This window comes from Achromobacter sp. ACM03 (assembly GCF_014851665.1).
Taxonomy (GTDB): Bacteria; Pseudomonadota; Gammaproteobacteria; order Burkholderiales; family Burkholderiaceae_B; genus Achromobacter; species Achromobacter aegrifaciens.
The window spans coordinates 557,285-579,362 of the sequence record NZ_JACVAD010000002.1 but is presented as its reverse complement, the minus strand read 5'-3'; the positions used below and the strand labels follow the sequence as shown (position 1 = coordinate 579,362).

Sequence of the window (22,078 nt, the reverse complement as noted above, 5' to 3'; positions counted from 1 at the left end):
TCAACACGGCGCGGCACGCATCAGCGCCCATGATGAAACGGAGACTAGCCATGATCAGGGACCCTGACGGATTCCCGCAATTCCTCGAATCGCTGCGCCGCTACGTGCGAGAGCAACTGGCGCCGCGCGAAGCCGAGGTCGCCCGCCTGGACGAGGTGCCGCAGGACCTGGTCGCCAGCATGGCCGCGCAGGGACTGTTCGGCTATTCCATCCCGGAGCAATACGGCGGCGCCGGCATGACGACCGAGGAGCTGATCCTGGCGGCCATGGAACTGTCGCAATGCTCGGTGGCGTTTCGCGCCCGGGTCGGCACCAACACGGGCATCGGCTCCGAGGCGCTGGTGGCGGACGGCACCGACGCGCAGAAGGCCCGCTACCTGCCGCGGCTGGCCTCCGGGGAACTGACCGGCTGCTTCGCCCTGACCGAGCCGCAGGCGGGTTCCGACGCCACTGCGCTGCGCACCACCGCCGTGCGCGACGGCGACCACTACGTGCTGAACGGCGAGAAGTGCTTCATCACCAATGCCCCGCTGGCGGGCCTGTTCACCGTCATGGCGCGCACCGATCCCGATGCGCCTGGCGCCAAGGGCATCACCGCATTCATCGTGGAGCGCGGCACGCCGGGCCTGTCCACCGGCCAGCCCTACGACAAGATGGGCCAGGCCGGATCGCCGGTTTCCGCCGTGCATTTCGAGGACTGCCGCGTGTCGGCAGACTGCATCATCGGCGGCCAGGAAGGCGTGGGCTTCAAGACGGCCATGAAGGTGCTGAACAAGCAGCGCATCCATCTGGCCGCGCTGTGCATCGGCCCGGCGATCCGCATGCTGGACGACACGTTGCGCTTCGTGGCCGAGCGCCAGCAGTTCGGCAAGCCGCTGATGGACTTCCAGTTGATCCAGGCCATGCTGGCCGACTGCCAGACCGAGATCCAGGCCGCCCGCGCGCTGGTTCTGCAAACCGCCCGCGAGCGCGATGCGGGCGAGGACGTGACGCTGAACGCCTCGATCTGCAAGTACTTCGCGTCCGAGATGTGTGGCCGCGTGGCGGACCGATGTGTGCAGATGCATGGCGGGTACGGCTACATCGCCGATCACGGCATCGAACGCTTCTACCGCGACGTGCGCCTGTTCCGCCTGTACGAGGGCACCAGCCAGATCCATCAATTGAACATCGCCCGCCATACGCTGAGCCAGGCGGGCTACACGCCCGGCCGCTAGGGCAATACAGGGACCGCAGCCGCAAGAAGCCGGCGGCCCGCCAAACCAAAGGAGACTTCCATCATGCTGCACAAGCACCTGCCGAAGTGGATCGGCGCCATGGCCGCCGCCTTCGCCTGCGCGGCGCTGCCGCCGCAAGCCGCGGCCGCCTATCCCGACAAGCCCGTGAGGCTGATCGTGCCCTTCGCCCCGGGCGGCTCGACCGACATCCTGGGCCGCCTGCTGGCCGAGGCGCTGCATCCCATCCTGGGCCAGCCGGTCATTGTGGAGAACAAGCCCGGCGCTGGCGGCAACATCGGCGGCGACTTCGTGGCCCGCGCCGCGCCCGACGGCTACACGCTGCTGCTGGCCGCTGCCGGTCCCACCGTCATCAATCCCAGCCTGTACGCCAACATGCCGTTCAACCCGGCCAAGGACCTGGCGCCCATCACCTGCCTGGAACGCGAACACAACCTGATGGTGGTGACGAAGTCCATGCCGGTGAAGACGCTGCAGGAGTTCCTGCAGTACGCGCGCAACAACCCCGGCAAACTGTCGTTCGGCTCTCCCGGCAACGGTTCGCCCGCGCAACTGGCTGGCGAACTGCTCAAGCAGCAGACCGGCATCCAGGCCGAGCATGTGCCCTACAAAGGCACCGGCCCCGCCATCACCGACCTGGTGGCCGGCCACATCGATTTCATGATCGACAACATGCCGGCGCTGCTGCCGCAGGTCAAGGCGGGCGGCCTGCGCGCGCTGGCGGTCCCCAGCGACCAGCGCGCCACCGCCGCCCCTGACATTCCCACCTTCGATGAAGCGGGCCAGAAGGGCTTTGTGGTGATGGCCTGGAAGGGTTTGATGGCGCCCGCCGGCACCGATCCGGCGGTGATCGAACGGCTGCACGCGGCGGTGGTCAAGGCGCTGCAAGACCCGCAGCTGCGCACCCGCTTCCAGGAGCTGGGCGCGGAACCGCTGGCCAGCACGCCCGCCGAGTTCGCCAAGCAGATCGCCGACGAAACCGCCTGGTGGGGCAAGCTGGTGCAGTCCACCGGCACCCGCATCCAGTAAACCCGCCGGGAGACCGCCATGCAAGCCTTGATCCGAACGCTGCGCGCACTGTGCGCCGTGGCCCTGCTGGGCGCGGCCGGGGCGGCGCAGGCCGCCGCCTACCCCGACAAACCGGTGCGCCTGATCGTGCCCTACGCGGCCGGCGGCGGCACCGACACCGCGGCGCGCATGATCGCCCGCAAGCTGGCGCCCTTGCTGGGCCAGCCCGTGGTGGTCGAAAACAAGCCCGGCGGCGCCACGCAGATCGGCACCGCTTTTGTCGCCAGCGCCGCGCCCGACGGCTACACCTTGCTGATGGGCACCGCCAACCTGGCGACCAACAGTGTGCTGTACGCCAAGCTGCCCTTTGACGTGAAGAAGAACCTGACGCCCGTGGTCTGGGCCACGGACGTACCGGTCTACCTGCTGCTTCCCGCAGCCAGCCCGATACGCAGCCTGGAAGACTTGAAACGCGCCGCCGCGCAACAGCAGGGGCTGACCTTCGCCACCGCGGGAACGGGCAGCATCCCCCATCTGGCGGGCGAACAGTTCGCGCACCAGACCGGTATCGCGCTGCGGCACATTCCGTACAAGGGCAGCAGCGAAGCCGCCACCGCACTGGTCGGCGGCCAGGTCCAGATGAGCTTCGACAACCTGCCGCCGGTGTATGCGCAGGTCAAGGCGGGACGTCTGCGCGCCGTCGCCATTGCCTCGCAAACGCGCAATCCCGAGCTGCCCGACGTGCCCACGCTGGCTGAACTGGGCGTGCCGATGTCGGCCTCGTCCTGGTGGGGCGTGATGGCGCCCGCCGGTACGCCCAAGGACGTGGTCGCCCTGCTGAACCGGCAGATCAACGCCGTGCTGGCCGATCCGGAAGTGCGCAGTTACTTCAGCGGGCTGGGCATGCAAGCCACGGGCGGCACGGCCGAAGCGTTCGGCCGACACATCGCCGACGAAACCGACAGATGGCGCGCCGTGGTCAAGCAGGCCGGCGTCAAGATCGAGGAATAAACCATGCAGTCCAAGCCAGAACGCAACGGCGGCGACGCCCTGCAAGACCTGTGCGCGCGCGTGCGCCGCTTCGTCGACGAGGTGGCGATACCGGCCGAGTCCCCCGCCATTGCCCGCGACGTGGCCGCGCTGGATCGCTGCGTCGCCCAATTGCGCGTACAGGCCCGCGAGGCCGGCCTGTATGCGCCCCAGTTGCCGCAGGAATGGGGCGGACTGGGCTTGGGCTGGCGCGCCCTGGCACAGGTGCTGGAAGAAGCGGGGCGCGGCTTCCTGGGTCCCGCCGCGCTGAACTGCGCCGCGCCCGACCAGCCCAACATGCTGACGCTGCTGCGCCTGGGCAACACCGCCCAGCAGGAGCGCTTCCTCGCGCCGCTGGTGCGCGGCGAACAGCGCGCCTGCTTCGCCATGACCGAGCCCGCCCCCGGTGCCGGCTCCGATCCGTCCATGCTGCGCACGCGCGCCGAAAGGCGCAACGGACGCTGGGTGCTCAACGGCCACAAGCAATTCATCAGCGGCGGCGTGGGTGCGGATTTCGCGCTGGTGCTGGCGCGCACCGATACCGGCGCCACGCTGTTCCTGGTTCCGGTGGACACGCCGGGCTACCAGGTGGTGCGCGACATCGGCATGGTGACGGGCTACCAGATCGGCGGCCACGCCGAAATCCTGCTGCAAGACTGCGAGGTCGGTGACGAGGCCGTGCTGGGCGAGCCCGGCCGCGGCCTGGAATATGCGCAGCTGCGGCTGGAGCCTGCCCGCCTGTCCCATTGCATGCGCTACATCGGCCGCGCCCGGCGCGCGCTGGAGACGGCGCAGGCCTATGTGGTGCGGCGCGAATCCTTCGGCGCGCGCCTGGCGGACCTGCAACAGATCCAGGCCATGGTCGCGGACTCCCACATCGACCTGCATGCCAGCCGCCTCATGACGCTGGACTGCGCAGCCCGCATGGACGAAGGCCTGTCGGTGAAACAGCACAGCGCCATGGCCAAGGTCTTCGTGTCCGAGGCCGTGAACCGCGTGGCCGACCGCGCCGTACAGATGATGGGCGCATCGGGCCTGTCGGACGACACGCCCGTATCCATGGTCTGGCAGGAGATGCGCCCCTTCCGCATTTATGACGGCGCCAACGAACTGCACCGCGCCACGCTGGCGCGCCGGCTGCTGGCCTGATCCCTTAAGGAGACGAACATGGAAAACCCCGAATTCCAGGCCTACCGCCTGCACGCAGGCGCGGCGGGCGAACCGCCGCAGGGCCGTTTCGACACGCTGACCGCGGACCAGTTGTCCGCGGGCGACACGCTCATCAAGGTGGCCTATGCCGGCCTGAACTACAAGGACGCGCTGGCCCAGGCCGGCCGCGGTGGCATCATCCGCGAGTATCCGCGCATCGGCGGCATTGACCTTTCTGGCACCGTTGTGCATTCCGCCGACCCTGCGCTCGCGCCCGGCCAGGAGGTCGTGGTGCATGGCTTCGGCATCGGTGTGGATTGCGACGGCGGCTATGCCGAGTATGCGCGGGTGCGCCACGACTGGGTGCTGCCGCTGCCCGCCGGCATTGGACTGCGCGATGCGGCCGTGCTGGGCGCTGCGGGCTACACCGCGGCGCTCTCGCTGCACTGGATGGAGCATTGCGGACTGACGCCGGAACAAGGCGAGGTCCTGGTCACCGGCGCAACCGGCGGCGTTGCCGGCGTCGCCATCGACATCCTGGGCCAGCGCGGCTATCGCGTCTGCGCCATGTCCGGCAAGCCGGATGCGGCGGACTATCTGCGCTCGTTGGGCGCGCAAGAGGTGATTGCCCCGCCCGACCTGTCGGCCGGCATCAAGCCGCTCATGAGCGCGCGCTGGGCCGGCGTGGTCGACTCCGTGGGCGGGCCGCTGCTGGCCCACGCGTTGGCCAGCCTGAAGCCGGACGGCGTGGCCGCCGCCTTCGGCAACGCCGGCGGCGCGGAACTGCCCACCACCGTCATCCCTTTCATTTTGCGCGGCGTCAAGCTGCTGGGCATCAACGCCAACAGCCCCATGCCGCTGCGGCGCCACGTATGGAACAAGCTCGCCGCCGAATACCGCCCCGCGCACCTGGACCTGATCGCGCGCGTCATCGAACCCCGCCAGCTGCCGCAAGCGCTGGCCGCCATGCTCGAACGCGGCAGCACGGGCCGCAGCGTCGTGCGCTACTCCTGATTTTTCATCGCCACATCATGACTGACTCTTCCCTGTCCCGCCTCTTCAATCCCCAAGGCATCGCCATCGTCGGCGCCTCGGCCACGCCCGGCAAGATCGGCGCGATGCCGGTGAAGCTGCTGCTCCAGCACGGCTACGGCGGCCGCATCATCCCCGTCAACCCGCGCGCAGACGCCATCGCCGGCCTGCCAGCCGTACCCGGCCTGGACGCGCTGGACGCGGAGGTGGACCTGGCCATTCTGGCCGTGCCGGCCGCTCATGCCGCGCAGGCGCTGGAACGCGCCCGGCCCGGGCAGGTAGGCGCCGCCGTGGTGTTCACCTCGGGTTTTTCCGAGACCGGCGCGCAAGGGGCCGCGCAACAGGAACGGCTCTGCGCCATCGCGCGCGAGCGCGGCATCCGCCTGCTGGGGCCGAATTGCCTGGGCTTCATGAACGTGCGGCGCAATGTCTACGCAACGTTCTCGCCCGCCCCCGCCAACGGCATCGTCGCCGCCGGCGGCATTGGCATGGTGTCGCAGAGCGGCGCATTCGGCGCCTACGCCTACAGCATGGCGCGCGAGCGCGCCCTGGGCCTGTCGCACTGGATCAGCACCGGCAACGAGGCCGACATCGACGTGGCCGACTGCATCGAATGGCTGGCTCGTGACGCCGATACGCGCGTCATCATGGCCTACATGGAAGGCTGCCGCGACGGCGCCAAGCTGCGCCTCGCCCTGACCGCGGCGCGCGCGGCCGGCAAACCCGTCGTCGTCACGAAGATCGGCCGTACCCAGGCCGGCGCGCAAGCCGCAGCTTCGCATACCGCTGCGCTGGCCGGCGATGATGCCGTCTACGACGCGCTATTCCGCCAATACGGCGCCCTGCGCGCGCGCACCATCGAGGAATTCTTCAACCTGGGCTATGCGCTGGACACCTGGAAACAGCCGCCGCAGGGCCGCCGGCTGGGGATCTTCACCATCTCTGGAGGCGTGGGCGCCTTGATGGCCGACGAGGCCGACGACACTGGCCTGGCGCTGCCCGAGCCCGCCGCCGAAGCGCAAGCCCGCCTGCTGGAGCGCGTGCCCTTCGCCAGCGGCCGCAATCCCGTCGACGTCACCGGCCAGGCCGTGTCCGAACCCGGGCTGCTGCTGGCCACCGCCGACGACATGCTGGCCGGTGGACGCTACGACGCGCTGGCCGTCTTCCTGGCCGCCGCTGGATCCTCCGAAGCCTTGTGGCCTACCTTCGAGGCTTTCGCAAGGCAGATGCAGGCCCGCCATCCGGACGTGCCGTTGGCCATCAGCGCGCTGTTTCCGCCCGCGCGCCGCCGGGAACTGGAGCAACTGGGCTGCCTGGTGTTCACTGATCCCAGCGCCGCCATCCGCACGATAGGCGCGGTGGCCGGGCTGGCTGCTCATACGGGTAGCGACGTTGTTGACGATGCTCCCACGATGCCCGCGGCGCACACACCGCCATTGCTGGACGCCTACAACGAAGTCCAGGCCATGGCGCTGCTGCGCCAGGCCGGCTTGCCGGCCTCGCCCTGCACGCTGGCCGCCGACGTGGACGCGGCAGTGCGCGCCGTCGCCGAGCTGGCTGCTACGGACGGCGACGCCGCTCCCGTCGTGCTCAAGGTGGTATCGCCCGACATCACGCACAAGAGCGACGTAGGCGGCGTGAAGCTCAACATTCGCGGCGAAGCCGCCGTGCGGCAGGCCTATGCCGACATCATGGCCGCCGTGCGCCAGCACCGGCCCGACGCCCGCATCGACGGCGTGCTCGTCGCGCCCATGGCGCCCAAGGGCGTGGAATGCATCGCCGGCGTGCATTGCGACCCGGTGTTCGGCCCGGTCGTCATGTTCGGGTTGGGCGGCGTCTTCGTCGAAGTGCTCAAGGATGTGAGCTTCCGCCTGGCCCCCTTCGGTCGCGAGGAAGCCCTGGCGATGATCCGCGAGATCAAGGGCTACGCGCTGCTGCAAGGCGCGCGCGGCGCGCCTCCTTGCGACGTCGATGCGCTGGCTGACGCGCTGGCGGCGCTATCCCGCTACGCCCACGCGCGGCGGGAGGACTTCAGTTCAATGGAGATCAATCCCTTGCTGGCGCTGCCCGAGGGACAAGGGGTGGTGGCACTGGATGCGGTGGTGATGCGGGGCTAGGTGCCACCCAGACGGTGGCGCCGATGCGGCCGCGGGCGGCTACGCGTCCATCCCCCACCGCCTGGCATGCTTGCGGGTGTTGGTCTTGATCCAACGCCCCAAGCGCTCGATCAACGTGCGCTCCGCGCCCCCCGGCGCCTGCGCCAGCAGTCCTGCCTGCACCTCATCCAAGGCGACGGGAAGCGCATCCACCAGCGACTCCCCTGCTGCCCTGACGTAGCGCAGGGCAAAACCCAACTCCTTAGCCATGGTCGCGATATGTTCCGCGCCGATGCTGCCCGGCTTCACTTCACCGCCGATCGCAAACGCGAAATTGCGAGCAAGCCCGGAGTACATGCCCGTGCACATCAGGTCATAAAAGGGCGCCAGCCGGTATCGGCCATCTTGCGTCTGCAGCACGGACAGGTTCTTGGCATGGCTATCGTTGTTGCCGACGCACAAGTTGAAGAATATCCATTGCAGGAATCGCTTCAAATCCGCCGCGCCGATGCCCATGCTTCCCAACAGCTCCCGACATTGCTGCAGCGACGGACCGCCATCGGACTCATACTTCACGTCGGACGGTTTGCCAGCCAGCTGGCAGAGATCCAACTGATGCAGCCGCAGCAAACCACCCTTGCCGTCAGGCTTGCGGTCATACCGGGTAATCAGGCATGCGCGCGTATCGGGCTGATAGCGGACTTCCGCCACGCCCAGGCCCATTCTGGCGGCCAACTGCATGACCAGCGTTTCGTTCAGGGCCGATGACCATACGCCATCGAGGCCGCGAATATCCGGCTTCAGAATATGCGTGGACGGTGCAGCCCCCTCGGGTATCGCTGGCGAACCATCGGGCATGACCGTCAATAGAAGCTTGTCCTGCGCCCCGGCCAGAGAAATGCGGGCGCCCTCGGCGTTCTCCGCCGCCAGCGCGGGCACGGCCACGTTTTGCAGGCGCTTTGTCACGTCCTGCCATGTAGCAACCCGGTGGCGCGCCGGCGCGGGCCGCTCCCCTTGCGGCAGTATCGTCAACCCGCTGGCGGTATCCCCGCCCACGCTGCGCAGCAGACCGAAGACCGTGGTGGCATGGCGGCTGACCTGCAGAAACTTGCGTACATGCCCTTCGGGCAACAGGTTTTCAAAAAAAGCATGCACGGCATCGCCCGCATGATCGCCGCTGCGCAGAGGCACCGACGGCGAAATGGCATGCGCGCCAGACCAATTCAGCCAGGCATCTTCGTACACGAAGCGCAACGGCCGCTCGTCGAACAAGCGGCCGACCTTGCGGTCAGCGTGATAGAGGTCCAGCGCGTCAGCGACGGTCATGGCAGCCTCGGGCGTTTGGGCGCTACCTTCACTTCCAGGCCCAGCAGATCCAGCATGTCCAGCACCTTCTGCAATTGCAGCGTGGGCTTGCCGCGCTCCAGATCCACCACATAGCGGTTGCCGGTGCCAGACAGGCCAGCCAAGTCCGCTTGCAGCAAGCCCTGCGAGCGCCGCACGGCCTTCACCAATTCGCCCAGTTCGGTCGATGTGCGGATCGTTACGCCGGCCCCGCCTGCGAGCTCGGCAGGAATATCTTGCGAGGGCATGGCCGCCTCCAAAATTACCGATCGGTAATTTTAGGATAAAAATTTGATTGGCGCAGGAAAAAAATTACCGAGCGGGAAAAATTTGTCGCGGCACATTTTTCTACGGTGAAAAAATTACCGAACGGGAATAATTTTTTCTATCCAAGCGGATTTTTTGTACAAAATTACCGATCGGTAATTTTTTAATCACTGCTTGTGAAACGTCTCCCAAAAGAAAAAAGGCGCCAAGGGGCGCCTTTCTTCCTTCAAGCGGATGCGCCGCTTACTTCAGCAGCAACGCATTCAAGCGCTTCACGAACGCGGCCGGGTCGGCGATCTGCGCGCCTTCGGCCAGCAGCGCCTGGTCCAGCAGCAGGCGCGCCCACTGGTCGAATTCGCCGTCTTCGGCAGCGCGGATGCGGGCCAGCAGCGGGTGCTCCGGGTTGATTTCCAGCACCGGCTTGACGTTGGGCGCTTCCTGGCCGGCGGCCTTGAGCATGCGCAGCAGGTGCGGGCTGAGTTCGTTCTGGCCCACCACCACGCACGCCGGCGAGTCCACCAGGCGCAGCGTCACGCGCACTTCCTTGACCTGGTCTTCCAACGTCTTCTGCAGGCGCTCGACCAGCGGCTTGAAGTCCTCGGCCACTTCGGCCTGGTGCTTCTTTTCTTCCTCGTCGGCCAGCTCGGCCAGGTCCAGGCCGCCCTTGGCCACCGACACCAGCGACTTGCCGTCGAATTCACGCAGATAGGACAGCATCCATTCGTCCACGCGGTCCGACAACAGCAGGACTTCGATGCCCTTCTTGCGGAAGATTTCCAGATGCGGGCTGTTGCTGGCCGCGGCGAAGGTATCCGCCGTGACGTAGTAGATCTTGTCCTGGCCTTCCTTCATGCGCGACACGTAGTCGGCGAACGACATGGTCTGGGCCTGGTCGCCCGTGTGGGTCGAGGCGAAACGCATGAGCTTGGCGATGCGTTCCAGGTTGGCCGAGTCCTCGCCCGCGCCTTCCTTCAGCACCTGGCCGAACTCCGACCAGAACGTGGCGTAGTCTTCCGGCTTGTTCTCCGCCATGTCTTCCAGCAGCGACAGGATGCGCTTGGCCGAACCTTCGCGGATGGCGCGCACGTCGCGGCTTTCCTGCAGGATTTCACGCGACACGTTCAGCGGCAGGTCGGCCGAGTCGATCACGCCGCGCACGAAGCGCAGGTACGACGGCAGCAGCTGGTCGGCGTCGTCCATGATGAAGACGCGCTTGACGTACAGCTTCACGCCGTGGCGGCCGTCGCGGTCCCACATGTCCATGGGCGCATGCTTGGGCACGTACAGCAGCTGCGTGTATTCGCTGCGGCCTTCGACGCGGTTGTGGGTCCAGGCCAGCGGGTCGTCGTAGTCGTGCGACACCGTCTTGTAGAACTCGCGATACTGCTCTTCCGTGACGTCCGACTTGCTGCGGGCCCACAGCGCGTTGGCCTGGTTCACCGTTTCCAGTTCTTCGGTCTTGACCTGCTCGCCCTTTTCCTGGTCCCACTCTTCCTTGGCCATGCGGATGGGCAGGGAGATGTGGTCCGAGTAGCGGCGCAGGATCTCGCGCAGCTTCCAGCCGTTGAGCAATTCGTCTTCGTCGGCGCGCAGGTGCAGCGTCACGTCCGTGCCGCGCGTGGCCTTCTCGGCAGCGGCGATGGTGAATTCGCCCTGGCCGTCGGATTCCCACTGGATCGCGTCCGTGGCGCCGGCGCGGCGGCTGACCACCGTGACCTTGTCGGCCACGATGAACGACGAATAGAAGCCCACGCCGAACTGGCCGATCAGCTGCGCGTCCTTCTGCTTGTCGCCGGTCAACTGCGAGAAGAATTCCCGCGTGCCGGAGCGCGCGATCGTGCCCAGGTTGGCCACGGCTTCTTCACGCGACAGGCCGATGCCGTTGTCGGAAATCGTGATGGTGCGGGCGGCCTTGTCGTAGCTGACCGTGATGGCCAGTTCGCCATTGCCTTCCAGCAGTTCGGGCTGGTCGATGGCCTCGAAGCGCAGCTTGTCGCAGGCGTCCGATGCGTTCGACACCAGCTCGCGCAGGAAGATTTCCTTGTTGCTGTACAGCGAATGGATCATCAGGTGCAGCAGCTGCTTCACCTCTGCCTGGAACCCCAGGGTTTCGGACGTGGAAGGCGTGGCGGTTTGGCTCATAGTTCTACGTGGCTAGGTAAAAATTAGGGACGGTTATTGGCTGCCGGGACATCTGGCCCGCGCGGCCGCCGGGAAACCCTACTGATGTGGGGGCCAATGGCGCACTTTCAAGGGCGGGCAAAAAAACCCCCGCAGGTTCTAGCCTCCCCTTTTGGGGAGTGGCGGCAGCGCCTCAGAAAATCGAGAACACCTTGCGGTAACGTGTCTTCGCTTCCAGCACGGCTTCATACTGCGGCACCGCCAGCTTGCCGGCCCGGACCAGCTTGCGTATGTCGGCAGCCGTGATCTGCCGTGTTTCTTGCGAACTCAGCAGGAAATCCGCCGCGCCGCGGTCCATGATCTGATAGATCGAATGGGAAATCAGCTGCGAGGGTCCAAGCTCATCCAGGTAAAAGAGCTTCTCTCCCTTCTGCCAGACCGTGCCGAAGTTGTGATAAACCACGCCGCGCTTGATCCATTCCCCAGCCGGCGCATCCGCCAGCTGGTTGACCAGCGTGGAACGGGACACCAGCCCACCGCCCCCGCCCCGCGAGTTGCGGGCCCAAACTTCCTGCGCCTGCAGGAACAACGTCTGTTTGCCATCCGTGTACACGTATGGCGACAGCGCGGTGTATGTGCCCGAAGCCAACGGGTCGTCACCCGCCCGTTCCACCTGCCGCGTCTGCGTGTTGTAGAAAAAGATACCGTCCTTGCTGCGGAACAGCGCCTGGTACACATGCCGGCCGTGCTCGTTGAGCAGGCGGTACGGCGCATGCGCCGCGTCGAAGGGCTGCGCGCCCACATACACCATGCCGTCGCGGGGGTCTTGCAGATAGGGCTGGCGGTACAGGTCGCCCACCATGAAGGTGTACAGCGCGGGATCATCCGACAGCGGCAGCAACTGTTCGTGGAAATAGACGCGGCGGCCATCGGCGAAGAAATCGTCGCTGGAACGCACGTCGCCATCCCGGCCTGCAGGCAGGCGGCGCAGCGAAGCGGGCGCCGCCTGCGGCATTTCGCGGCCGCGGTAGTACACGCGTACATCGTCGGTGGCCAGCTCGCGGTCCAGCAACGGCCGGTAGGGCCGGGCGCTGGCCGGCAGGACGACGAACGGATACAGGTAGGTCTGCGGCTTGGGGCCGGCATCCGCCTGGTACTGGATCTTCTGCCAGAACTCGTCCAGCATGCCCAGTTTCTCGTTGCGCACACTGTGCATCGAACAGAAAACCGTAACCGCGCCGTCGCTGAAATAGCTGTTGCCCAGGTAGCGTGCCGACGCCGGCTTCATGTCCGGCAGGACCTGGTTGCCGCAATACACGTGCCGCTGGTCCCTGGCCGCCTGCCTGCCATCGAAAGCCCCGGTATCGAAGGCCGCGAAACTGGCTGGATCGGCCTCGTCCATGCGGTAATAGCCGTTGCTGGGGACCGCGGCGTAAACGCCGCCCTGATAATTCTTATAGATGCTGTTGCCGTAAGACTGCCCACGGTCGACGGCCGCGAAGTCGTCGCCGTCCATCAACCAGAACAACAGGAACATCGGCAGCGCGGCGATGATCAGAACCAGCGTGATCAAGGCCCATTTGGCGCGTTTTTGCATGGAGTGGCGGGGCTGACCTGCCGTTGATTGGCGACCAGGGATTCTAACCAGCGGCGGAGATCCCGGCCCGCGCCTGCGCCCCCCTCCCGGTCCGTCCCCGGACGGCACGGGGCCTTCCCCGCTAAAATCCCGCACTTTCCTCCCCTACCCATCCCTGGCCGGCCCATCCGCCATGCAACCCGCCTCCCTGACCCAACCCGCCCCCCACGGCTCATCCGACGCCGACCCCAGCCCTGACCTGGTCTACGGCCCCGACGACCGTCCCGCGCCTCCCGTGGCCTTTGTCGCCGCCCTGCAGCACCTGCTGGCCATCCTGGTTCCCATCGTCACCCCCGGCCTGCTGATCTGCCAGGCCCTGGGCGTGAGCACCCGCGACACCACCCTGATCGTGTCCATGTCGCTGGTCATCTCCGGCATCGCCACCTACGTCCAGTGCAAGCGCTTCGGCCCCCTGGGCGCCGGACTGCTGATCGTGCAGGGCACCAGTTTCAACTTCGTCGGCCCGCTGATCGCTGGCGGCTCGGTCATGGTCAAGCAAGGCACCCCGGTCGAAGCCGTCATGGCCGCCATCTTCGGCGTGGTCATCGCCGGCTCCTTCGTTGAAATGGGCATCAGCCGCATCCTGCCCTTCGTCAAGCGCCTGATCACCCCGCTGGTCACCGGCATCGTGGTGCTGCTGATCGGCCTGACGCTGATCAAGGTCGGCCTCATCAGCATGGGCGGCGGCTACAGCGCCATGGGCAACGGCACCTTCGCCAGCGCCGAGAACCTGACGCTGTCCGGCCTGGTCCTGGGCACCATCATCCTGCTGAACTGCGTGCCGGTCGTGTGGGTGCGCAGCACCGCCCTGGTGCTGGCGCTGGCCGTCGGCTACATCGCAGCCGCCTACATGGGCCGCCTGGACTTCACCGGCGCCCGCGAAGCCGCCCTGTTCCAGATCCCCACCCCGCTGCACTTCGGCCTGGGTTTCTCGTGGGCGCTGTTCGTGCCCATGCTGATCATCTACCTGGTCACGTCCCTGGAAGCCATCGGCGACGTCACCGCCACCAGCAAGGTCTCCAAGCAGCCCGTCGAAGGCCCGCTGTGGATGCAGCGCATCAAGGGCGGCGTCCTGGTCAACGGCGCGAATTCGCTCCTGGCCGGGGTCTTCAACACCTTCCCCAGCTCGGTCTTCGCGCAGAACAACGGTGTGATCCAGCTGACCGGCATCGCCAGCCGCCACGTCGGCGTATGGATCGCCGGCATGCTGATCCTGCTGGGCCTGTTCCCGGCCGTGGCCGGCATCCTGCAGGCCGTGCCCGAACCCGTCCTGGGCGGCGCCGCCATGGTCATGTTCGGCGCGGTCGCCGCGTCCGGCATCAACATCCTGGCCGGCATCCACCTGGACCGCCGCGCCCTGCTGATCATCGCCGTGTCCCTGGCCCTGGGCCTGGGCGTGTCGCAAGTGCCGGAAATCCTGTCGCACCTGCCCCATGCCGTGAAGAACGTGCTGGAGTCGGGCGTCGCCACCGGCGGCATCTGCGCGCTGGTGATGAACTGGTTTTTGCCTGAGAAGAAGTAAGGCAGCGGATTCCTCGGAAAGCCGGTCCCGGCCTGCGCCTGTGTGCGGAGGGACTGGCCCCCGTCAGATGGCAGGATCCAGGGCCGCCTGACAATTTTTCCCAGACCGCATATAATCACCGTCTTCGCTTCTCCCGCGACCGTCATCTGGACGTGTCCGCGACCTCCTAGCCCGGGTGGTGAAATTGGTAGACGCAGGGGACTCAAAATCCCCCGCCGCAAGGCGTGCCGGTTCGATTCCGGCCCCGGGCACCAGAATTCAAAAAGCCGTTGACGTTTACCGTCAGCGGCTTTTTTCATGGCAGATTGCCGCAAGCGGCCCTCGCACCTGTTCATTTCGACGCTCCGCACACAACGGGCGCTCTCAAATGCGAGCAACGTGTACGCCCCAAGCTAGCGGACGATATCGGGACCTGGACCAAATTGCGGCCGTTAGAATTTCCTCGCAACAAGGTTGGTTCCGCCCCCCGACCGCGCAGTGCAAGCCTACTCTGACAAGCTGGAGGTTCGATGGCAATCAAGGCCGTAGCATTCGACGTTTTTGGAACATTGGTCCGCATAGAACGGCCCACTCGCCCATTCCGAAAGCTGGTCCGCCTGCTGCATGAGGCAGGCCGCCGCCGCCAGAGCGACGACGGCATCAGGGCGATGAGCAATGCGGTAGACCTGAGACAGACAGCCAGCTTGTTCGGCGGCATGGTCAGCGAAGAGAACTTGCGCTCTCTGGAAGCCGAACTGCATGAAGAAATCCAATCAATCACTCTGTTCGCTGATGCAGCCCCAACTCTGGCCGCCTTGAAAGATCAAGGAATCAAAATAGCGCTTTGCTCCAACCTCGCAGCGCCATATGGGCCTCCGGTACTGGAATTACTGCCCATTCGACCGGACTTTTGCGCTTGGTCATACGAAGCCGGCGCCGTGAAGCCACAGCCTGAAATCTACCGATACCTCTGCGGTGGTATTGGGTGCCGGCCCGAAGAAATAATTATGATCGGCGACACCATTGAAGCCGATATGGTCGGGCCCCGGAAATTTGGCATACATGGGTACCACTTGGACAGACACGCGACGGCGACGAGTTCAACTGAATCTGTGGGCTCACTGAGTGACGTGCTCACGATATTGTCTGCTCGCTATTGAAGGGTTGCCCGCGATAGAAAGAGAAAGCAGGCTCCAAGATGGAATTCAGGATTCGCCGATGGCTCTTCTGCTGATATTGGAGTTATGTGCGCAGGTTCAATCATAAACATCTGCCCGCTATTTCTTGCGGCTTTGACTACTCATTCCGACAGGGTCTAGATGCCGGCAAAAAAAACGATGCCCTAGTCTCCTTGCCGCGCTATTCCACAAAAATGGTTTCAGGCTACAAGGCAAGGTTGTGAAATTGTAGTCTGACACTTTTTATCGATCCTGGCTGCTCGCCATTGATAATTGCCCGCGACAGATAGAGAAAGCGGATTCTGACGATGGCATTCGGGATTTGCCGATAGCTCTTCTGGGAAATTGAAGCCTGACGCATTTAATCCTGGTTCGACAAATGGTTCCAGCAGGCACTGGCCTACATCCTTGAAATTGCCATCACAATGGTTGTTGTGTCTGTCGGTTTGGCGCTATTCAAGGCGCTGTCCGACCGAGTAGTAAGCACACGGACAATCCCATCAGCTCGTTTATGCAAATCATCGTTCTTGCCTTGATCATCTTCTTCGCGCAGAGAAAAACGAGTGGTGTAGTTGGCAAGACTAGCTGGCGGCATCGCCTTTGACGCTGTGACATTCAGGAGCATGGCGCAGGGTATTGGCAACGTGGTGAATCCTAAGACGACTCGCCGCGATATGCAGTCGGGCATGATGGTTACTGCTGGCCGAACCAACCACATGATTGCAGGCAACACCATGTGGAACCCAGCCTATCGGCAACACGTCTTGCACAACATGGGCAAGAACTGGGGACCGGCAACGGGCGGCTCCGTCAACGGTAAGTGATGTGCATGTTGCGTCCGCATCGGCCTCGCCATCAGCGAGGCCTTTTCATTTATGGCCGCACATATCTCCGCGCTACGCTTGGGCAACCCCTTCGGTTGCATCCCGCGTCCGTTCTTGCCGGACTGGCCGCGGGGGCAGGCCCAGCGGCTTCGCCTTGTTCCTCCCCCCGGCCGACAGGCTGCATGGCTTCCAGAGGCATCAAGGGTGAAGGCTTCGCCCGGGATCCTCACCCGTTCCCTGCGCTGCGCTTCGGGCTGCGGCTTCCGGTCCCGCCCTTGACACCTCTTCCGGCCAAACGACGTCAGTAGCAATGCCGTCGAGCGGATGACGGGTCAAGGGGTTGGTGCGGCCCGCAGCCCACAGGGCGAGGACACGGCCCCTTGACGCGGCAGCAGCGCCCCACGCTATGCCCGGGGGCAGGAGTTCGGGCCAGAGCCCGCAACCCCTGCTCCCGAGGCTCCCGCCGGCGAGGGTGGAGAGTCCAGAGAGGCAAAGCCTCTTTGGAAACTACGGCTAATACGCAGCCGATATTGGCGTCCATAGCAGGTAAAACAAGACACTCAGTGCACCACCTCTGTGGCTGCGCGTATTTAAACCAGATTACCCATACTTCTTGTAAGATCGAGTTACCTACGGCAAGGAGACACCATGGCTGGCAAGGGTAAATACAGGCAACAGCCCCAAAAAATCATATCGGGTACCGAACGCAGCCGCCGGCAACCGGCAGCTAACTATGTGCGGGCCTCCGTCGGTCTAGAAGGTTTCTCGCTCAGTGAAGCAGATGAGGCCCACGCTCAGCGTTTCATAGATGGTCAGATCAGCCTGCAAGAGTTTGTGCAACCGCGCGCTGACGCGTTAACGCTCCCAAAGTCTTCGTCATGACGAAGAAATTTAGGATTTGGGGACTAGTGCAGGATAGGCTGTCGCCGGGATTTGTCACACCCCAAGAATATTGTTTGAACACCAATGACCATTCATAAGCCAATGTGGTTACGTCTCTAAGAGGAAATTAATGCACAGCCCGCTTAGCCCTGACACCGTGCTCGCACAGAATGACCCAGGTGATGAGATCGCTCGAAGATTTCGGTATCAATGGACGTGGGCTGCAATAATGTGCTGCGCGCTACTCGATGAGACTCAAGAAGTAGCGGAGATCTTCTGTGAGCATCATGAAGACATCTTGCTCAAGCGAGTAGATGGAAAATTCATTGGGTTGCAGGTTAAAACAAGGGACGGAGAGCAAGGGACTTGGAGTACCTCAGATAAGGCGGTCAAGAAATCATGCGCACGTTTTTGCGAGTTAGAACATTTATTCCCAGGACGGTTTTCTTCATACCACTTCCAGACTAACCACCAAATTCAACGCAGTAAGAATGGTAAGGATCTGCGGTTTGTTCTAGGTGAGATTCGTAGAGCCAATGGAACGACTACACTTGCCCGGCCAGTCCAGTCTTTCCTGAACGCGGTGGCCAAAGAAGCAAAGTGCGATGCGGCAACAGCGCGCCAAGCCCTCCAAAAAACTGAGGCAGACGACCGCCTTCCAAAACTCACAGATATTGAAATGCGGCTGATTAGCACGCTTACCGGTGGAAATTGGCCTCGTGCTCAAGAACTGGTTCATGCGTCTGTAGTCCGCGCTGCCCAACATTTGGCGAATGAATGCGCGCGGGCCTCTTCCCTGGCACATGCCGACGTGCTGCCCGCTTATCTGCCTAGCCTATCCAGCCATGCGGACGAAATTAAAAGCCGTATCGAAGGAAAGCGATTTGATAAAAGGCGTTTGTTGAGTGTTCTCGAAGCAGGGCTCAATGATGAGCTTCCCTTGAACGGTTCACCTAGTCGCCTAACTCAACCTGGCTCAGGAAATGAAGATCTCCTTCTCAAGAAATTAGATGCCGGGGGCTTTTCCGCAGTTTCAAGAAACTCCGCCGTAGACCTAAGAGATGCAGCAGATTATCTCGGCGTGATGTGGACACAAAAGCTTGGCAATGAAAGAGGTTTGCAACGGTATAGCCATATACGATCATTAGTTCTAAGCGACGCGGCGCGCGCTTTCGAAACAGCAAAACTTGAAAAGCAACCCATGGGGCTAAGTATGCTCGACAAGCTAAGATCGCGTTTTGAAATGCGTAGAGCACAAAACGCCAAGCTATATGAATGCTCTGACGAGCACCTCGAAGGCGTGGCCTATTCCTTAACATCAGAATGCAAGATTCAATGGAGCATAGATCGGCCATGGGAGGATGAATGAACCTCGTCCAAACCATCGTTGACTTGGATCAAGCAACCGATCTACACCTCGCTCGTATTCTAATTCTATTGAACGCTTTTTATGACACGCCGGGTGGCGGTCCAATTGAAGGCATAACAAAACTAGCAAAGCTCGACTTCCTATTACGTTATCCCGTTATGCTTCAAAAAGCGCTTGAGGCACGAGGTCGATCTACTCAAGATGTGAAACTTGAGGAGCACGAAAAATCGAGTGTCGAGTCGGCAATGGTCAGGTATCGCTTTGGCCCGTGGGACCATCGCTATAGAGAGTTCTTGAATATCTTGACAGCAAAGAACTTAGCCTTTGTTACCTTAGAAGGCCGAAAAGTGGTCATTGCACCAACGGCCGAGGGGCAAAAAATTGCAAAAACTCTCGGCGCCGACCCATTGTTCGAAGCACACGCGCGAAGGGCAATTGCGTTGAAACGACACTTGGATTTGGGAGCGACAAACTTGATGAAATTTGTATACAACACGTTTCCAGAAATATTATCGCTCAGGTCAAATTCGACAATACCGACATGAAAATTCAGCTCACCAGCCTAACGGTCAGAACCAAAAGAAGCATCGAGAGAATTGACTTTTCCAAGGGAGTTACTTTTCTACACGGACCGATAGGGAAAGGAAAATCAACTGTCGCCAGGCTGATAGATTACTGCTTGGGCGGAGATTTAGAGCGCACGCCAGCAATACAAAAAGAATTTCTGGCTGCCGAGTTATCGGCAACGCTTGGAGACTTTAAATGCATTCTCGAACGCACCTCTGAAGATACACAGTCGGTCAGAGTAACTTGGTCACATAATGAGAATACCATCCAATCAGTGAGTGCGCCTCTAGATGCCGGCGACCAACCCATTGTCGGTGAAGATATTTTCAACTTAAGCGATCTAATATTTTTCTTGTGCGACGTAATACCCATTAAAGTTCGAAAAAGAAGTAGAGATCCTGAATCACCTTTAATCCGCCTCAGCATTCGAGATATATGGAGATACTGTTATCTCGACCAAACCCACCTGGACTCATCATTCTTTCGATTAGAGGATCCATTTCGTGGCAGGAAGAGTCAAGACGCAATGCGATTCTTCACCGGCCTCCACTCAGAACGGTTGAATCAACTCGAAGGAGAGTTATTTCAAGCAATTGACGATCAGCGCGCCAAACGAGCAGCGGTGCAACAAATCCGCGCATTCATGGCGCAATTCGGCTGGAGTACAGATCTAGACATCGGAGCCGAGTTAGCTACAGCCCGTGCAGCCCTTGATGAGTCGAAGCATGCCCTATCCGCGCTTGACGAGACTCGACACGCTGAAACTCATCCGACAGATACTCTCAAGGAAAAGTTAAGAAGCTTAGGCTCCAGTATTGATGATCTTAGGACGGCCATCACCGATTCCGAAGAGTCTATCGCCGAACAGCATGCGTTACGAGCTGAACTCATAACAGCAAAAACCAAGGCGAGCAGAGCTGCACACGCAGGGAAGATCCTCGAAGGAGTCGCATATCACCGTTGCCCCGAGTGCGGATCAGATATAACCGATCGCCCTCATTCCCATGACCACTGTCGTTTATGCGGTACCCATACATCTAACGAAGAATTATCCTCATTAGAGCTAGAAGCACTCTATAGGGACCTTAACGATCGCATAGATCAGATTGCTGACTCTATTGAGCGAAGAAACCGAGAAGTAGATCGGATGAAACGTCAGCTTAAAATTCTTGAAAAGGAAAAAAGCGAGCTCGACGATCGACTTCAACTTGAGTTAGCTAGGTATGATTCGGCACTCATAGAGTCTATGCGTGCGAGTGAACGTGATATTGCGACCCTCACCGAGCGGATGCGCTCATTAGAACGCCTACAAAAAATGCCGGAGGCCATTGACTCACTTGAAGAGGAAGCCGGATCACTGCAAGGGAAGATTGATTTACTTCGATCCACATGCAATTCAGAAAGAGATCGATTGAAGGCGGCTGACGATAACGTCGGGGCAATTTCCAGCGAGTTTAAACGCATACTTTCCGATGTTGCTTTTCCCGGGATATCAGCGGTTGACGATATCGAAATAAGCCCTAGAAACTGGAATCCGGTTGTCATTCATGATGATCAACAGTGGGGATTTTGGGATACAGGTAGCGGCGGGAAAAAAACCCTCTTTAACGTCTGCTATGCACTGGCAATCCATTCAGTTGCGCTGAGCAATAACTTACCCGTTCCAAACATACTTATCATCGACAGCCCCACAAAGAATATCAGTGACGATGAAAATCCCGAGCTGATAATCTCCCTCTATGATGAGATTTATAAACTTGCACGAGGCATAAACGGGAAAAAAGTTCAATTTGTTCTCATAGATTCAGATCTAGTCACCCCTGCAACTCCGCTGAACGAGTTCAAAGATATACGAATGGCCGGAGAACCTAACGCGCCCGCCCTAATCTCGTATTATACGGGACCATAAATAATCTGGGCCATTCAAAATCTAATAGAGGGACTGGAAGTGGACGAGAACATAACCGAACTTATCAGCAAAGATCAGTTTGAACTTGATTTATATGAAGCAGCAGTTCGCAACCTATCTGATTTAAGCAATAAACTCCGATTTAATAACTTCGCTTATGCGATGAGAGAGCTTAGCCGCCACGTCTTACATCGGCTCGCCCCTAGCGAAGGAGTGTTGAAATGCAGCTGGTACAAAAACCTTACCCAAAATGAGAATGGGATAACCAGGGTGCAGCGGGCAATCTATGCAACTCAAGGCGGCCTCTCTGATAAATTCGTGCGTGACACCCTCAACATTGACCCGTCCGATGCACACAGATCGCTTAGAGATGCTATAGACCGACTTAGCCGATTCACTCATGTTGAAAGAGAAGTCTTCGACCTTTCTGCCGATACCGTCGATAAACTTTCTGGTGAAATAACCAGTGCGTTTTCCGGCTTCGCCGCAGTCATTCGGGACTGTCGCTCGCTGATAATTGAACGTTTAGAAGAGGCAATTCATGAGAGTACGGTCAGTGAGGTTCTCAGTGACTCTTTGCCCGCCGTAGACGAGATCGCAACCCACTTTTCTCTGGAAGAGGTTTACGTTGGCTCTGCGGAGGTCACAGATATAACCCACGACACAATTCATTTGCTCGCACGTGGAACTCTAGGCGTTACTCTGCAATGGGGTTCCAATAGCGACATTAGACGCGGCGAAGGCGCTGAGCTTGACGAGTCGTTCCCCTTCACTTGTGCGCTTACCTGTACGATCAATGACGATTTATCGCCAGAGGACCTTGAGGTATTGGAAGACTCCTTAATGGTGGACACAAGAGAATGGTATGGTGCCGAAGATGGGGAAGACGAGTACGGCGACTAGCTGACCTAAACGCTTTGAGAATTGGCAG

18 protein-coding genes and 1 tRNA gene are annotated in these 22,078 nt (G+C 61.4%); 15 read left to right on the top strand and 4 right to left on the bottom strand.

Annotation, left to right across the window (positions count from 1 at the left end; translation table 11 throughout):
* Positions 1-50: 50 nt before the first annotated feature.
* The 6 genes from IB257_RS10910 to IB257_RS10885 all read left to right on the top strand — a co-directional run bounded on the left by IB257_RS10910 (position 51) and on the right by IB257_RS10885 (position 7,570).
* A complete protein-coding gene (locus tag IB257_RS10910) occupies positions 51-1,217 on the top strand; it encodes an acyl-CoA dehydrogenase family protein (RefSeq protein ID WP_192492300.1) in 1,167 nt (388 codons plus the stop codon).
* A 63-nt stretch (positions 1,218-1,280) separates the two neighbouring features.
* Positions 1,281-2,264, top strand: a complete 984-nt coding sequence (locus IB257_RS10905; protein ID WP_054459313.1) for a tripartite tricarboxylate transporter substrate binding protein — start codon at positions 1,281-1,283, stop codon at positions 2,262-2,264.
* Positions 2,265-2,282: 18 nt separating this feature from the next.
* Entirely contained in the window at positions 2,283-3,254 is a 972-nt protein-coding gene (locus IB257_RS10900; protein WP_192492299.1) for a tripartite tricarboxylate transporter substrate binding protein, read from the top strand.
* Positions 3,255-3,257: 3 nt separating this feature from the next.
* Positions 3,258-4,421, top strand: coding sequence for an acyl-CoA dehydrogenase family protein (locus IB257_RS10895; RefSeq protein ID WP_192492298.1), 1,164 nt, complete (start codon positions 3,258-3,260; stop codon positions 4,419-4,421).
* Positions 4,422-4,439: 18 nt separating this feature from the next.
* A complete protein-coding gene (locus tag IB257_RS10890) occupies positions 4,440-5,435 on the top strand; it encodes an acryloyl-CoA reductase (protein WP_192492297.1) in 996 nt (331 codons plus the stop codon).
* 17 nt (positions 5,436-5,452) lie between these two features.
* The gene (locus tag IB257_RS10885; protein WP_192492296.1) at positions 5,453-7,570 is read left to right on the top strand and encodes an acetate--CoA ligase family protein; all 2,118 of its coding nucleotides are present in this window, start codon (positions 5,453-5,455) and stop codon (positions 7,568-7,570) included.
* A 39-nt stretch (positions 7,571-7,609) separates the two neighbouring features.
* Here IB257_RS10885 and IB257_RS10880 read toward each other — a convergent pair whose 3' ends face one another.
* The 4 genes from IB257_RS10880 to IB257_RS10865 form a co-directional block, all read right to left on the bottom strand.
* Complete coding sequence (locus tag IB257_RS10880; protein WP_054459305.1) at positions 7,610-8,875, bottom strand: type II toxin-antitoxin system HipA family toxin; 1,266 nt, start codon at positions 8,873-8,875, stop codon at positions 7,610-7,612.
* On the bottom strand, positions 8,872-9,141 hold the full coding sequence (locus tag IB257_RS10875; RefSeq protein WP_192492295.1) for a helix-turn-helix domain-containing protein: 270 nt from the start codon (positions 9,139-9,141) through the stop codon (positions 8,872-8,874). The genes IB257_RS10880 and IB257_RS10875 overlap by 4 nt, the downstream gene beginning before the upstream one ends.
* A 262-nt stretch (positions 9,142-9,403) precedes the next feature.
* The gene (htpG, locus tag IB257_RS10870) at positions 9,404-11,302 is read right to left on the bottom strand and encodes a molecular chaperone HtpG (protein ID WP_192492294.1); all 1,899 of its coding nucleotides are present in this window, start codon (positions 11,300-11,302) and stop codon (positions 9,404-9,406) included.
* A gap of 172 nt (positions 11,303-11,474) precedes the next feature.
* Positions 11,475-12,878 (bottom strand): DKNYY domain-containing protein, encoded by a 1,404-nt coding sequence (locus tag IB257_RS10865; protein WP_192492293.1) that lies wholly within the window; start codon positions 12,876-12,878, stop codon positions 11,475-11,477.
* 172 nt (positions 12,879-13,050) lie between these two features.
* On the opposite strand from IB257_RS10865, the gene IB257_RS10860 reads away from it, so the two are divergent.
* The 9 genes from IB257_RS10860 to IB257_RS10820 all read left to right on the top strand — a co-directional run bounded on the left by IB257_RS10860 (position 13,051) and on the right by IB257_RS10820 (position 22,050).
* A complete protein-coding gene (locus IB257_RS10860) occupies positions 13,051-14,439 on the top strand; it encodes a uracil-xanthine permease family protein (protein WP_192492292.1) in 1,389 nt (462 codons plus the stop codon).
* A 169-nt stretch (positions 14,440-14,608) separates the two neighbouring features.
* Positions 14,609-14,693: transfer RNA gene (locus IB257_RS10855), tRNA-Leu, on the top strand.
* Positions 14,694-14,948: 255 nt separating this feature from the next.
* Positions 14,949-15,578: an HAD family hydrolase gene (locus IB257_RS10850; protein WP_192492291.1), complete on the top strand. Its 630-nt coding sequence runs from the start codon at positions 14,949-14,951 to the stop codon at positions 15,576-15,578.
* 590 nt (positions 15,579-16,168) lie between these two features.
* Positions 16,169-16,420, top strand: coding sequence for a hypothetical protein (locus tag IB257_RS31535; protein ID WP_225588871.1), 252 nt, complete (start codon positions 16,169-16,171; stop codon positions 16,418-16,420).
* A 648-nt stretch (positions 16,421-17,068) separates the two neighbouring features.
* A complete protein-coding gene (locus tag IB257_RS10840; RefSeq protein WP_192492290.1) occupies positions 17,069-17,302 on the top strand; it encodes an antitoxin VbhA family protein in 234 nt (77 codons plus the stop codon).
* Between the two features lie 130 nt (positions 17,303-17,432).
* Entirely contained in the window at positions 17,433-18,671 is a 1,239-nt protein-coding gene (locus tag IB257_RS10835; protein ID WP_192492289.1) for a dsDNA nuclease domain-containing protein, read from the top strand.
* Complete coding sequence (locus IB257_RS10830; protein WP_192492288.1) at positions 18,668-19,216, top strand: hypothetical protein; 549 nt, start codon at positions 18,668-18,670, stop codon at positions 19,214-19,216. Before IB257_RS10835 ends, IB257_RS10830 begins: the two co-directional genes overlap by 4 nt.
* The gene (locus IB257_RS10825; protein WP_192492287.1) at positions 19,213-21,147 is read left to right on the top strand and encodes an AAA family ATPase; all 1,935 of its coding nucleotides are present in this window, start codon (positions 19,213-19,215) and stop codon (positions 21,145-21,147) included. Before IB257_RS10830 ends, IB257_RS10825 begins: the two co-directional genes overlap by 4 nt.
* Positions 21,148-21,186: 39 nt before the next feature.
* On the top strand, positions 21,187-22,050 hold the full coding sequence (locus tag IB257_RS10820; protein ID WP_192492286.1) for a hypothetical protein: 864 nt from the start codon (positions 21,187-21,189) through the stop codon (positions 22,048-22,050).
* The last annotated feature ends 28 nt before the right edge of the window (positions 22,051-22,078 follow it).

Coding starts and splice junctions, on each gene's coding strand:
- IB257_RS10865 (WP_192492293.1), bottom strand. CDS start 12,878: ATGCAAAAACGCGCCAAATGGGCCTTGATCACGCTGGTTCTGATCATC.
- IB257_RS10900 (WP_192492299.1), top strand. CDS start 2,283: ATGCAAGCCTTGATCCGAACGCTGCGCGCACTGTGCGCCGTGGCCCTG.
- IB257_RS10835 (WP_192492289.1), top strand. CDS start 17,433: ATGCACAGCCCGCTTAGCCCTGACACCGTGCTCGCACAGAATGACCCA.
- IB257_RS10825 (WP_192492287.1), top strand. CDS start 19,213: ATGAAAATTCAGCTCACCAGCCTAACGGTCAGAACCAAAAGAAGCATC.
- IB257_RS10860 (WP_192492292.1), top strand. CDS start 13,051: ATGCAACCCGCCTCCCTGACCCAACCCGCCCCCCACGGCTCATCCGAC.
- IB257_RS10895 (WP_192492298.1), top strand. CDS start 3,258: ATGCAGTCCAAGCCAGAACGCAACGGCGGCGACGCCCTGCAAGACCTG.
- IB257_RS10880 (WP_054459305.1), bottom strand. CDS start 8,875: ATGACCGTCGCTGACGCGCTGGACCTCTATCACGCTGACCGCAAGGTC.
- IB257_RS10885 (WP_192492296.1), top strand. CDS start 5,453: ATGACTGACTCTTCCCTGTCCCGCCTCTTCAATCCCCAAGGCATCGCC.
- IB257_RS10850 (WP_192492291.1), top strand. CDS start 14,949: ATGGCAATCAAGGCCGTAGCATTCGACGTTTTTGGAACATTGGTCCGC.
- IB257_RS10890 (WP_192492297.1), top strand. CDS start 4,440: ATGGAAAACCCCGAATTCCAGGCCTACCGCCTGCACGCAGGCGCGGCG.
- IB257_RS10910 (WP_192492300.1), top strand. CDS start 51: ATGATCAGGGACCCTGACGGATTCCCGCAATTCCTCGAATCGCTGCGC.
- IB257_RS10875 (WP_192492295.1), bottom strand. CDS start 9,141: ATGCCCTCGCAAGATATTCCTGCCGAGCTCGCAGGCGGGGCCGGCGTA.
- IB257_RS10830 (WP_192492288.1), top strand. CDS start 18,668: ATGAACCTCGTCCAAACCATCGTTGACTTGGATCAAGCAACCGATCTA.
- htpG (WP_192492294.1), bottom strand. CDS start 11,302: ATGAGCCAAACCGCCACGCCTTCCACGTCCGAAACCCTGGGGTTCCAG.
- IB257_RS10905 (WP_054459313.1), top strand. CDS start 1,281: ATGCTGCACAAGCACCTGCCGAAGTGGATCGGCGCCATGGCCGCCGCC.
- IB257_RS10840 (WP_192492290.1), top strand. CDS start 17,069: ATGGCTGGCAAGGGTAAATACAGGCAACAGCCCCAAAAAATCATATCG.